The sequence below is a fragment of the Kitasatospora sp. NPDC096140 genome (assembly GCF_040303045.1).
Lineage (GTDB): Bacteria > Actinomycetota > Actinomycetes > Streptomycetales > Streptomycetaceae > Kitasatospora.
In genome coordinates this window covers 204,380-217,428 of sequence record NZ_JBEOUW010000012.1, presented here as the reverse complement: position 1 = coordinate 217,428, position 13,049 = coordinate 204,380, and the positions used below count along the sequence as shown (strand labels likewise).

Genomic DNA, 13,049 nt, shown 5'->3' with positions numbered 1-13,049 from the left:
CCCTTCGCGAAAGCGAAGGGCCTTCCGGCGTTTCCGGGCCCGTTGCCGGTTCCGGGCCCGTTACCGGTTCCGTTGCCGTTTCCGGGGCCCCGGGAAGCAGGTCGGCCGGGCAGCCCGCCGGAGCGGACGGCCCGGCCGGGGCTCAGCGGCCGCGCAGCGAGCGGTAGCGGGCGACCAGCTCGGCCGTGGAGCTGTCGAGCTGCTCGGCGCCCTCACCGGTGAGCAGCACCGGCTCGATCCGCTTGGCGAGCACCTTGCCCAGCTCGACGCCCCACTGGTCGAAGGAGTCGATGTTCCAGATCGCGCCCTGGACGAACACCTTGTGCTCGTACAGCGCGACCAGCTGGCCGAGCACCGACGGGGTCAGTTCGCCGGCCAGGATCGTGGTGGTCGGGTGGTTGCCCTTGAAGGTCTTGTGCGGGACGAGTTCGGCGGGCACGCCCTCGGCCGCGACCTCCTCGGGGGTCTTGCCGAAGGCCAGCGCCTGGGTCTGGGCGAAGAAGTTGGCCAGCAGCAGGTCGTGCTGGGCGACCAGGCCCGGGAGCAGGTCGGCGACCGGCTTCGCGAAGCCGATGAAGTCGGCCGGGATCACCTTGGTGCCCTGGTGCAGCAGCTGGTAGTAGGCGTGCTGGCCGTTGGTGCCGGGGGTGCCCCAGACCACCGGGCCGGTCTGCCAGTCCACCGGGGTGCCGTCGCGGGTCACCGACTTGCCGTTGGACTCCATGTCCAGCTGCTGCAGGTAGGCGGTGAACTTGGACAGGTAGTGCGAGTACGGCAGCACCGCGTGCGCCTGGGCGTCGAAGAACGCGCCGTACCAGACGCCCAGCAGGCCGAGCAGCAGCGGGACGTTCTGCTCCGCCGGGGCGGTGCGGAAGTGCTCGTCGACCAGGTGGAAGCCGTCCAGCATCTCGCGGAAGGCGTCCGGTCCGATGGCGATCATCAGCGAGAGGCCGATCGCCGAGTCGTAGGAGTAGCGGCCGCCGACCCAGTCCCAGAACTCGAACATGTTGGCGGTGTCGATGCCGAAGTCCTGCACGCCCTGGGCGTTGGTGGACAGCGCGACGAAGTGCTTGGCCACCGCCGCGGGGTCGCCGCCCAGGCCGCCGAGCAGCCAGTCGCGGGCGGAGACCGCGTTGGTGATGGTCTCGATGGTGGTGAAGGTCTTCGAGGCGACGATGAACAGCGTCTCGGCCGGGTCGAGGTCGCGGACGGCCTCGTGCAGGTCGGCGCCGTCCACGTTGGAGACGAAGCGGACGTCGAGGTCGCGCTCGGTGTACGAGCGGAGCACCTCGTAGGCCATCGCCGGGCCGAGGTCGGAGCCGCCGATGCCGATGTTGACGACGGCGCGGATCGGCTTGCCGGTGAAGCCCTTCCACTCGCCGCTGCGGACCCGCTCGGCGAAGGCGGCCATCTTGTCGAGGACGGCGTGCACGGTGGGCACCACGTTCTCGCCGTCGACCTCGATCACGGCGCCGCGCGGGGCGCGCAGGGCGGTGTGCAGGACGGCGCGGTGCTCGGTGTTGTTGATCTTCTCGCCGCGGAACATCGCGTCCCGCAGCTCGGCGACGCCGGTGGCCGCGGCGAGGTCGCGCAGCAGCTCCAGCGTCTCGTCGGTGACCAGGTGCTTGGCGTAGTCCACGTGCAGGTCGCCGACCTGCAGGGTGAGGCGGCGGCCGCGCTCCGGGTCGGCGGCGAACAGCTCGCGCAGGTGGGTGTCGCCCAGTTCGGCCCGGTGCTTGGCCAGGGCGCCCCACTGCGGGGTGCGGTCCAGCGGGGTGCGGGCGTCGGCGCGGGTCTCCGACATCGGTGGGTCCTCGATTCATCTGGGTGCAGAAACCGGCAGGGCCAGGCGTGAGGGTTCTTCGCGAGGTCGTGCGGGTACTGGTGGTGCGCCGACTCCGTTGACGGCCTGCCCGGGCTCAGCCTATGCAACCTCGGGGGCGGTCGCGCACATTCCGCCCGGCGGCGGACAACCCGTCACCTCGGAGCGGCCCGGCCCGCCGTCACTTCCGTTCCGAGCGCAGGTCGAGCCCGCGCAGCACCTGGTCGACCAGCTCCGGGTCGGCACCCAGCTCGCTGCGGGCGACGAGCATCTCGCGGCGGGACGCGGCGATCATCTCCTGCTCGACCTCCCGGGCGGCCCGCCACTGGGACAGGCGCAGCTTGGCCTCGGCGGCCTCCTCCTCGGCGTAGTTCTCCGGGCAGAGCCGGGCCAGCCGGTCGTGCTGACGGTCCCGCAGCCGGTCGGCGACCTCGGCGGGCAGCCGGTCCTGCTCCTCCAGTTCGCCGAGCCGGGTGAGCCCGGCCTTGGCGGCCCGCCACCAGAGCTGACGGACGGCCTGCTCGTGCTTGTCCTGGTCGATGTCCAGCCGGAGCCGCTTGGCCACCCAGGGCAGGGTCAGACCCTGCACCAGCAGGGTGAAGAGCACCACGCTGAAGGCGATGAAGACGAGCCGTCCGCGCTCGGGGAAGTCCGCGCCGGAGTGCAGGGTGAGCGGGATGGCGAGCGCCAGCGCGACGGTGGCCACGCCGCGCATGCCGGACCACCAGAGGACCACGCTCTCCTTCCAGCTGAACGGGGTGTCCTCGTCGTCGCCGCTGCGCACCCGCCGGGACACCCAGCCGGCCGGCAGCAGCCACAGCAGCCGGACCACCACGACGACCGCGATCACCACGGCGGCGTCGCCGATGAAGCCGGTCCAGCCGCGGCCCGCCTCCTTGAGCACGGTGGCCAGCTCCAGGCCGATCAGCCCGAAGGCGACGCCGGTGATCAGGATCTCGACCACCTCCCAGAAGGCGTTGCCGACCAGCCGGTAGGAGACGGCGTCGGCGTCGGAGGCCCGCTCGGCGAGGTAGAGCGCGCAGACCACGACGGCGAGCACGCCGGAGCCGTGGATCTCCTCGGCGATGGTGTAGGCGGCGAACGGGACCAGCAGGTTGAGCGCGACCTGCTGGGTCGGGTCGTCCAGGCGCTCGGCGAGCTTGGCGTTGATCCAGCCGAGCGCGACGCCGACGACCACGGCCAGCACCGCGGACAGGACGAAGCGCAGCACCGCGTGGCCGACCGAGAAGTCGCCGCTGACCACGGCCTCGATGGCCAGCGAGTAGATGACGATCGCGGTGACGTCGTTGAACAGGCCTTCGCTCTCCAGGATCGACACCAGGCGGCGGGGCAGGCCGACGCTGCCGGCCACCGCGACGGCGGCGACCGGGTCGGGCGGGGAGACCAGCGCGCCGACCGCGATCGCGGCGGCGATCGGCAGGGCGGGCAGCAGCCAGTGGACCGTACTGGCCACCACGGCGGTGGTGACCACCACCAGGGCGACGGCCAGCAGCAGGATCGAGCGGATGTTGGCCTTGAAGTAGCGCACCGAGGAGCGCCGGGCGACGGCGAAGATCAGCGGCGGCAGGACCAGCGGGAGGATCAGCTCGGGCTCGATGGTGACGTCCGGGATCTGCGGGACGAGCGCCATGACGATGCCGAGCAGCGTCATCAGGACCGGCTGCGGCACGCCCGTCCTGCGTCCGAGCGGCATGGTGACCACGGAGGCGAGCAGCACCAGGAAGAACAGGGGCAGCTGGCCCACGGGAAGGTTCCTCTCGACGGCGGACGGCTGAGCGCCGCCAGGATAAATCTGACAATGCGCCCATCCGTGAAGACACACCGGACGACGGCTTGACCTCAAGCACGCTTCAGGTTGAAGGATCGGGACCGGTCGGCGAGAGCGGTCGAACGGTCGAGGGGCGGGAGCAGACATGAAGGCGGTCGTCGTCACGGAGTCCGGCGGTCCGGAGGTCCTGCGGGTCCGGGTGGTGCCCGATCCGGAGCCGGGCCCGGGCGAGGTGCGGGTGCGGGTGTACGCGGCCGGGGTGCAGCCGGTGGACCTGGCGGTCCGGGAGGGCTTCCGGCCGCCGGGGCTGACGGTCGAACCGCCGTTCGTCCTCGGCAACGAGTTCGCCGGGGTGGTGGACCGGCTGGGGCCCGACAGCGGGGACTGGCGGGTCGGCGACGAGGTGCTGGGGTTCCGGCTGCTGGACAGCCACGCCGAACTGGTCACGGTGGCCGCCGACCAGCTGGTGGCCAAGCCCGCGGGGATGCCCTGGGAGCAGGCCGGCTCCCTCTCCGCCTCCGGTCAGACCGCGCACACGGCGCTCACCCTGCTCGGGGTCGGCCCCGGCGACACCGTCCTGGTGCACGGCGCCTCGGGCGGGGTCGGCACGGTGGCCGTCCAGCTGGCCCGCACCTGGGGCGCCACCGTGGTCGGCACCGCGAGCGAGCGCAACCACGGGTACCTGCGCGAGCTGGGCGCGATCCCGGTCGCGTACGGCGAGGGGCTGGTCGAGCGGGTCCGGGCGGTCGCGCCGCAGGGGGTGACCGCCGCCTTCGACGCCGCCGGACGGGGCGCGCTGGAGGCCTCGGTCGAGCTGGTCGCCGACCGGGACCGGATCGGGACGGTGGTCGACTTCGAGGGCGCCGGGCGGCTGGGCGTCCGGCCGCTGCGCACCAAGCGCACGGCCGCCCGGCTGGCCGAACTGGTCCGGCTGTGGGAGGCGGGCGGGCTGCGGCTGGAGATCGCCGAGGCGCTCCCGCTGGAGAAGGCCGCCGAGGCCCACCGGCTGGTCGGCACCGGCCACGTCCGGGGCAAGGTGGTGCTGACCGCCTGAGCGGGGGCCGTCCGGGCCGATTGTGTGTTTCGGCCGCTGACCAGGTAATGTTCTCCACGTCAGCAAGCGCCGCTAGCTCAGTTGGTTAGAGCAGCTGACTCTTAATCAGCGGGTCCGGGGTTCGAGTCCCTGGCGGCGCACAGACAGCCGGAAGGCCCTTCGCGAAAGCGGAGGGCCTTCCGGCGTTTCCGGGTCCGGGTCCGTTTCCGGGCCCGGGCCCCGCGAGCGGTGGCAGGAAAGGTGGGAATCAGGTCATTGCTGCCACCACGGCCCGCTGACAGGCTGGCCGCATGAGAGCGCGCAGTGTGCTGGTCCTCCTCTACGAGGGCGTGCAGAGCCTCGACGTGACCGGCCCCGTGGAGGTGTTCACGGGCGCCGGCGCCGCCTCCGGGCAGCCGGGCGCGTACCGGGTGCTCACCGCCTCGCCGGGCGGGCAGCCGGTGCGCAGCACCGGCGGGCTACGGCTGCTGCCGGACGCGGACCTCGCCGAGGTCGGGCCGGTGCACACCCTGCTGGTCCCCGGCGGGACGGGCGCCGAGCACCCGGACGGCGCACTGGTGGCGCGGATCCGGGAGCTGGCCGGACGGGCCGAACGGGTGGTGTCGGTGTGCACCGGGGCCTTCCTGCTCGCCGAGGCCGGACTGCTGGCCGGGCGCCGGGCGACCACGCACTGGGCGTACTGCGAGGAACTCGCCCGGCGCTTCCCGGACGTCGAGGTGGACCCGGACCCGATCCACGTCCGGGACGGGCGCATCGCCACCTCGGCCGGCGTCACCGCCGGGATCGACCTGGCGCTCGCCCTGGTCGAGGAGGACCTCGGGCGGGAGACGGCGCTGCTGATCGCCCGTCACCTGGTGGTCTTCCTGCGCCGCCCGGGCAACCAGGCCCAGTTCAGTACCCAGCTGGCCGCCCAGGTGGCGGCCCGGCAGCCGCTGCGCGAGGTCCAGCGCTGGATCGCCGAGCACCCGGAGGCCGACCTGTCGGTCGACGCGCTGGCCCGCCGCTCGGCGCTGTCGCCGCGGCACTTCGCCCGCGCCTTCACCGCCGAGGTCGGGGTGACCCCGGGCCGGTACGTGGACGGCGTCCGGCTGGAGGCCGCCCGGCGCCGACTGGAGGACACCGACGACGGCATCGAGGAGATCGCCCGCCGCTGCGGTTACGGCACCCCGGAGGCGATGCGGCGCGCCTTCGTCCGGGTGCTGGCCGCCCCGCCCGCCGAGTACCGACGCCGCTTCCACCCGAGTCACCACGGAGGACACTGATGCGCACCGCCATCCTGCTGTACGACGACTTCACCGCGCTGGACGCGGTCGGCCCGTACGAGGTGCTGTCCCGGATCCCCGGCTCCGAGGTGGTGTTCACCGCCGCCCGGCGCGGGCCGGTGCGCACCGACATGCAGAGCCTGGCGCTCACCGCCGACGCCGCACTGGACGAGGTGGACTCGGCCGACGTGCTGCTCGTGCCCGGCGGGCCCGGAACCGAGGCCCGGCTGACCGATCCCGCCGTGCTGGAGTGGGTGCGCGCCGTGGACGCGACCACCACCTGGACCACCTCGGTCTGCTCGGGCTCGCTGATCCTGGCCGCCGCCGGGCTGCTGGAGGGGCGCCGGGCCACCTCGCACTGGTGCTGCCTGGACCAGCTGCCGCGCTTCGGTGCGGAGCCGACCGGGACGGAGCGGGTCGTGGTCGACGGCAAGTACGCGACCGCGGCCGGCGTCTCCGCCGGGATCGACCTGGCACTGACCCTGACCGGCCGGCTGGCCGGCGACCGGGCGGCGGAGGCGATCCAGCTGGTCATCGAGTACGACCCGCAGCCGCCGTACGCGATGGGCTCGACGGCCTCGGCCCCGCCCGAGCTGGTGGCCGAGCTGCTGTCGAACCGGCTGCTGCTCCGTTAGGGTCCGTCCTCGCTGGGGTCCGTCCTCGCTGGGGTCCGTCCTCGAACCCGCGTCTGTGGGGCGCCGCCGGGGGCCTACCGGACCGGCGGGAAGGCGTGGCGGCGGGCGCCGACGACCACGGCGAGGACGGGGAGCATCAGCGCGAGGACCGTCCAGGCCAGGGCGGCGGTGCCGAGTGCGCCCAGGACGACGCCGCCGACCACCCCGCCGGCCGCCATCGCGACGTTCCAGAGGGTCACCAGCACGGACTGGGCGGCGTCCGCGTGCTCCCCTCCCGCGTCGCCGAGGGCGGTCTGCAGCAGGGTCGGGGCGCCGCCCCAGCCCAGGCCCCAGAGCAGCGCCGCGAGGTACACCGCCGGCGCGCTGCCGGACCGCACCGCGAGGACGCCCGCCGTCACCGCGACCAGCAGCGCGCCGCCGATCGTCAACTGCCGCAGCCGGCGGTGGATGTGGGCACCGGTGAGCCAGATGCTCGCCAGCGAGGCCAGCCCGAAGACCAGCAGCACGGTGCCGGTGGCGCCGCCGAGGCCGGCCCGGTCGAGGAGGGGCGCGATGTAGGTGAACAGGACGGTGTGCGCGAGCACGAAGAGCACCGTGACGGTGAGCACCGGCGCCACGCCGGGCACGGTGAGCGCGCGCCGGACGGGCGCACGCTCACCGTCCGGCTGTCCGGGCTGGTCGGGCAGCAGCGCCGCGATCCAGCCGACCACGCCCACCGCCAGTGCCGTCATGGCCAGGAACGGCACCCACCAGGCGGATATCCGGCCGACGAAGGTGCCGATCGGCACTCCGAGCGACAGCGCCACCGGCACACCCGCCATCGCGACGGCCATCGCCCGGCCCTGCTGCCCGACCGGCACCAGCCGGCGGGCGTACCCGGCCAGCACCGCCCAGGCGAGGCCGGCCGCGACGCCCGCGAGGAAGCGGGCGGCCAGGGTGAGCGGGTAGCTGCCGGAGACCGCGGTCACCGTGTTGGCCAGGGCGAAGCCGCCCATCGCGGTGAGCAGCAGCCGCTTGCGGCCGGAGCCGGCGGTGGCCGCGGTCAGCGGGATCGCGGTGACGGCGGAGCCGATCGCGTACACGGTGACGGTCTGCCCGGCCGCCGACTCGCCGACGCCGAGGGACTCCCCCATGCCGGGCAGCACCCCGGCGGGCAGGGTCTCGGTGAGCGCGGTGACGAAGACGGCGGTGGCCAGGGCGAGCAGGGAGGGGAGCGGGAAGGGCCGGTGGGGTGCGGGAGCCGGGAGCTGTGTGGTCGCCATGGGGACCATGCTCGAACCTCACACGGGTGTCAGGTTCAAGCACGGTCCCGCGGCCCTCGGGTCAGCGGCCGACCGCGGCCCTCGGGTCAGCGGCCGACCGTGGCCCTCGGATCAGCGGCCGAAGTAGCCGTCGAAGTTCCTGGAGAACTCCCCGCCGCCGAACCGGTCCCAGTTGATCGACCAGGTCATCAGCCCGCGCAGGTTCGGCTGGGCACCCGAACGCGGCACGTACGGGCCGCAGTTGGCGAGCCTGGTGAGGCAGTCCAGCGCCTTGTCCACCTCGGCGGGGGCGACGTAGCCGTTGCCCGCGTTGGTGGTGGCCGGCATGCCGATGGCGACCTTTGAGGCGGGCAGCGGCGGGAACACGTTGTTCGCGTTGCCCGCCACCGGGAAGCCCTTGAGCAGCATGTCGGTCATCGCGACGTGGAAGTCGGCGCCGCCCATGGAGTGGTACTGGTTGTCCAGACCCATGACGGAGCCCGAGTTGTAGTCCTGGACCTGCAGCAGGGTGAGGTCGTCGCGCAGCGCGTGGATGACCGGCAGGTACGCCCCGGCCCGCGGGTCCTGGCCGCCCCAGGGCCCGGATCCGTAGTACTGGTAGCCGAGTTGGACGAAGAAGGTCTCCGGCGCCATGGTCAGCACGAAGCCGGGGCCGTACTTGGCCTTCAGGGTCCTCAGCGCGGAGATCAGGTTGACGATGACCGGGGTGGTCGGGTTCCTGAAGTCGGTGTCGCCGGTGTTGAGGGAGAGCGAGTGGCCCTCGAAGTCGATGTCCAGGCCGTCCAGGCCCCACTTGTCGATGATCGCCGAGACCGAGCTGACGAAGGTGTCCCGGGCGGCGGCGGTGGTCAGCTGGACCTGGCCGTTCTGGCCGCCGATCGAGATCAGCACCTTCTTGCCCTGGGCGCGCTTGGCGGCGATGGCGGCCTTGAAGTCGGCGTCGGACTCGACGGTCGGGCACTCGGTGACCGGGCAGCGGTTGAACCGGATGTCGCCGGAGGTGACGGAGGTGGGCTCGCCGAAGGAGAGGTCGATGAAGTCCCAGGAGTTCGGGACGTCCGCCATCCGGGTGTAGCCGGCACCGTTGGCGAAGCCGGCGTGCAGGTAGCCGACCAGGGCGTGGCTGCCGGCGGGCGGGCTGGTCGGCGTGCCCGTGGGGGTACCGGTGGGCGTGCCCGTGGGGGTACCGGTCGGCGTGCCCGTCGGCGTCGCGGTCGGCGAGGCGGTCGCGGTCGGTGTCGGGGTCGGCGTCGGGCTGGGGGCGCCCGGGCCGTCGAGCGACACGTCGTCCGCGTAGTAGGTGCCCTGGCCGTACCAGCCGTGGGTGTAGACGGTGGCGCTGGTCTGGGTGGCACCGGCGGTGAAGCTGAGGCTGAGCTTCTGGTACGAGCCGCCGGTGCCGGGCGTCCAGGTGCTGGGGCCGCCGCCGTCGACGCCCAGGTAGACGTACGAGCCGTTGACGTACGCGCTGAGCGTGTAGGTGGTGCCGGGGGTGACGGTGACGGTCTGGCTGCACTGGGCGGTGTCGCCGGCCGTGGCCACGCCGGCGAGCGCGCGGCTGCCGCCGTGCACCGGGCCGGAGACGACGCTGCCGGTGCCGCCGGAGCAGCTCCAGGGGCCGAGCGAGCCGGACTCGAAACCGCCGTTGACCAGGAACTCGCCGGCCGAGGCGGTGGGCGCCAGGCCCAGGGTGACGCCGACCAGGGTGGCTGCGGCGACGGCGGAGGCGGTGCCGGCGGCGAGGCCGTTTCTCAGGGTTCTGCGCATGCGGGTGCTCCTGCGATGGCGCGGTCGTGGGGGACGTCCGAGGGCACGCCGGAGCACGCGCCAGTGGGGGGAGCGGCCCGGCCTGGCACCCTAGTTGGACTAGACCACTGAAGTGGATCCGCCGATGCCCTGTCAATGGTCCAGACCGGTCTCGACGCCTTCCCCGGTCCCCTTCCGGTTGCCGGGTGTGACACCCCGTCGAAGGATGGAGGGGTGACCCCGCCCGGCTACCTCCGCCACCCCCACCTGCACGGCGGCCTGCTCACCTTCACCGCCGAGGACGACGTCTGGATCGCCCCGCTGGACACCGACGGCGCCGTCACCGGCCGGGCCTGGCGGGTCACCTGCGACCGCACCCGGGTCAGCCACCCCCGCTTCTCCCCCGACGGCACCACCCTCGCCTGGACCAGCTGGCTGAGCCTCACCCCCGAGGTGTGGACCGCACCCGTCGACGGCGGCGAGTCCCGCCGGCTCAGCTTCTGGGGCAGCCAGGACACCCGGGTGCGCGGCTGGCTGCCGGACGGCGAGGTGCTCGCCGTCACCTCCTTCCACGAGCCCTTCGGGCACTACACCTGGGCCCACGCCCTGCCGCCGGACGGCTCCCCAGGCCGCCGGATGCCCTGGGGCCCGGTCGGCGACGCCCAGATGAGCCGCGCGCGGACCGTCCTGCTCACCGGCGCCGCCCCGCACGACCCGGCCGCCTGGAAGCGCTACCGGGGCGGCGCCGTCGGCCGGCTCTGGGCGGACGGCGAGCAGATCCTGCCCGCCCACACCGGGCACCTCGCCGCCCCGATGCCGGTCGCCGGGCGGGTGGCCTTCCTCTCCGACCACGAGGGCATCGGCAACCTCTACTCCTGCCGCCCGGACGGCACCGACCTGCGCCGGCACACCGACCACGCCTCCTACTACGCCCGCGAGGCCGCCACCGACGGCACCCGCATCGTCTACCAGCACGCCGGCGACCTCTGGCTGCTGGACGACCTGGACGCCCCCGCCCCGCGCCGGCTGCACGTCCCGCTCGGCGGCGCCCGGGCCGGCCGCCGCCCGTACCAGGTCGGCGCCGCCTCCCAGGTCAAGGACCTCGCCTGCGACCAGACCGGCCGGGCCGGGGTGATCACCGTGCGCGGCAGCCAGTACTGGCTCACCCACAAGGACGGCCCGGCCCGCGCACTCGCCGACACCCCGGGGGTGCGGACCCGGCTGCCGGTGGTGCTCGGGCACACCGGCGAGGCGGCCTGGGTCACCGACGCGAAGGGCGCCGACGCGATCGAGGTGATGCCGCTGCCCGGGCACGAGGGCGCGGAGAAGCACCGCCACCGGATCCTCGCCTCCGGCCGGCTCGGCCGCGTCCTGGAGCTCACCGCCTCCCCCGACGGCAGCCGCCTCGCCGCCGTCGCCTCGGACGGGCGGCTGCTGCTGGTCTCCGCCGCCGACGGCGAGGTGCGCGAGCTGGCCGCCTCCGAGTACGGGCCGGTCTCCAGCGCCCGCTTCTCCCCCGACTCGCACTGGATCACCTGGTCCCAACCGGTCGCCGGGCGCTCGCTGCGCCGGATCCGGCTCACCCGCACCGAGGCGCCCGCCCCCGTCACCGAGGTCACCGACGGCCGCTTCGAGGACGAGCAGCCGGTGTTCACCCGGGACGGCCGCTACCTGGCCTTCCTCTCCTGGCGCGGCTTCGACCCGGTCCACGACGTGCACACCGGCGACCTCTCCTTCCCGGTCGGCTGCCGCCCGTACCTCGTCCCGCTCACCGCCGACACGCCCTCGCCGTTCTCGGCACCGGTCGAGGACGGCGCCCCGCGCGGGGACGGCGGCGGCGACGGCACCGTCCGGGTCGAGCCCGCGGGCATCGGCGACCGGCTGCTGCAGTTCCCGGTGATCGCCTCCAAGTACTCGGCCACCGACGCGGTGCGGGGCGGCCTGGTCTGGCTGCGCTGGCCGATCGCCGGCACCCTCGGGCAGACCTTCGCCAGCCCGGAGGACACCTCGGGCCGCCCCTCGCTGGAGTACTTCGACCTGGCCCGGGGCAGCCGCAGCACGTTGGCGGACAAGCTCGACGGCTACGCGGTCTCCGGCGACGGCGGCTCGATCGCCGTCTACTCGGCCGGAACGCTGCGGGTCATCCCGGTCACCGCCCCCTCCGCCGGCACCGCCGTCGACCTGCGCCGGATCACCCACACCGTGCACCCGGCCGCCGAATGGCGCCAGGCCTACCACGAGGCCGCCCGGATCGTCCGGGACCAGTTCTGGGACGAGCGGATGTCCGGCCTGGACTGGCCCGCGCTGGTCGCCCAGTACGAGCCGCTGCTGGACCGCGTCTGCTCACCCGACGACTTCGCCGACCTGCTGCGCGAACTCCTCGGCGAACTGGGCACCTCGCACGCCTACGTCACCCCGTCGAGGCGCGCCGAGGGGCCCTCGCTCGGCCAGCAGCCGCTCGGCCTGCTCGGCGCCAACGCCCACCGCACCCCCGACGGGCGCTGGCTGGTCGACCGAGTGCTGCCCGGCGAGTCCTCCGACCCGCGCGCCCGCGCCCCACTGGCCGCCCAGGGCGTGCGCGACGGCGACGAACTGCTCTCGATCGGCGGACGCCCGCTGGACCCGGTACGCGGACCGCTCCCGCTGCTGGCCGGCACCGGCGGCACCACCGTGGAACTGGCACTGCGCAGCGGCCCGGACGGCCCGGTGCGGCGGATCGCGGTCACCCCGCTGACCGACGAACGGCCCATCCGCTACCAGGACTGGGTGGCCAAACGCCGTTCCCTGGTACGGGAGTTCAGCGACGGGCGGTGCGGCTACCTGCACATCCCGGACCTCGGCGGCTCCGGCTGGGCGCAGTTCAACCGGGACCTGCGGCGCGAACTGGACAAGCCCGCGCTGGTGCTGGACGTCCGCGGCAACGCCGGCGGCAACGTCTCCGAACTGGTCCTGGAGAAGCTCACCCGACACGTCCTGGCCTGGGACTTCACCCGGGACCGTCAACCGGTCCGGTGGCCGCGGCACGCCCTGCGCGGCCCGCTGGTGGCCCTCGCGGACGAGGCGACCAGCTCGGACGGGGACGTCATCATCGCGGCGATCAAGCTGCTCGGGCTCGGCCCGGTGATCGGCAACCGCACCTGGGGCGGCGTGGTCGGGATGTCCGGGCGGCACACCCTCGGCGACGGCACGCAGATCTCGGTGCCGAAGAACGCCTCCTGGTTCGACGGCGGCCTCGGCTGGTCGGTGGAGAACCGCGGCGTCGAACCGGACGTGCACGTGCTGCGCACCCCGCGGGACTGGGCCCGGGGGCGCCACCCCGAGCTGGTCACCGCCGTCCAGCTGGCCCTGGACCTGCTGGAGGACGCGCCCGCAGCGGTGCCCCCGCCGGAGTCCACGGCCCGGCCGGACCTGCGGCGCCCGCCGCTGCCACCGCGGGAGCGGTGACCAGCGGGGGCGGCAGTGCTTGGCACGTGGGCGGT

Annotated in this window: 8 protein-coding genes and 1 tRNA gene; 5 read left to right on the top strand and 4 right to left on the bottom strand. The window is 74.0% G+C overall.

From position 1 onward, the window contains the following. Window positions 1-142: 142 nt before the first annotated feature. Window positions 143-1,804 carry a glucose-6-phosphate isomerase gene (gene pgi, locus ABT048_RS15670; protein WP_350521909.1) on the bottom strand — a complete coding sequence of 554 codons (1,662 nt, stop codon included), beginning with the start codon at window positions 1,802-1,804 and terminating at the stop codon, window positions 143-145. A gap of 199 nt (window positions 1,805-2,003) precedes the next feature. Next, the gene (locus tag ABT048_RS15665) at window positions 2,004-3,587 is read right to left on the bottom strand and encodes a Na+/H+ antiporter (RefSeq protein ID WP_350521908.1); all 1,584 of its coding nucleotides are present in this window, start codon (window positions 3,585-3,587) and stop codon (window positions 2,004-2,006) included. Window positions 3,588-3,756: 169 nt separating this feature from the next. Between ABT048_RS15665 and ABT048_RS15660 the strand changes: the two genes are divergently transcribed. From ABT048_RS15660 to ABT048_RS15645, 4 genes are all read left to right on the top strand, one after another. Continuing rightward, window positions 3,757-4,665, top strand: coding sequence for an NADP-dependent oxidoreductase (locus tag ABT048_RS15660; RefSeq protein ID WP_350521907.1), 909 nt, complete (start codon window positions 3,757-3,759; stop codon window positions 4,663-4,665). Window positions 4,666-4,731: 66 nt separating this feature from the next. Then, window positions 4,732-4,805 (top strand) — tRNA-Lys (locus ABT048_RS15655). 150 nt (window positions 4,806-4,955) lie between these two features. Then, window positions 4,956-5,927 carry a GlxA family transcriptional regulator gene (locus tag ABT048_RS15650; RefSeq protein ID WP_350521906.1) on the top strand — a complete coding sequence of 324 codons (972 nt, stop codon included), beginning with the start codon at window positions 4,956-4,958 and terminating at the stop codon, window positions 5,925-5,927. Then, the gene (locus ABT048_RS15645; protein WP_350521905.1) at window positions 5,927-6,562 is read left to right on the top strand and encodes a DJ-1/PfpI family protein; all 636 of its coding nucleotides are present in this window, start codon (window positions 5,927-5,929) and stop codon (window positions 6,560-6,562) included. The genes ABT048_RS15650 and ABT048_RS15645 overlap by 1 nt, the downstream gene beginning before the upstream one ends. A 74-nt stretch (window positions 6,563-6,636) precedes the next feature. Here ABT048_RS15645 and ABT048_RS15640 read toward each other — a convergent pair whose 3' ends face one another. Continuing rightward, the gene (locus ABT048_RS15640; protein ID WP_350521904.1) at window positions 6,637-7,824 is read right to left on the bottom strand and encodes an MFS transporter; all 1,188 of its coding nucleotides are present in this window, start codon (window positions 7,822-7,824) and stop codon (window positions 6,637-6,639) included. Window positions 7,825-7,935: 111 nt separating this feature from the next. Next, window positions 7,936-9,591, bottom strand: coding sequence for a chitinase (locus ABT048_RS15635; protein ID WP_350521903.1), 1,656 nt, complete (start codon window positions 9,589-9,591; stop codon window positions 7,936-7,938). Between the two features lie 213 nt (window positions 9,592-9,804). On the opposite strand from ABT048_RS15635, the gene ABT048_RS15630 reads away from it, so the two are divergent. Further along, entirely contained in the window at window positions 9,805-13,014 is a 3,210-nt protein-coding gene (locus ABT048_RS15630; protein WP_350521902.1) for a S41 family peptidase, read from the top strand. The last annotated feature ends 35 nt before the right edge of the window (window positions 13,015-13,049 follow it).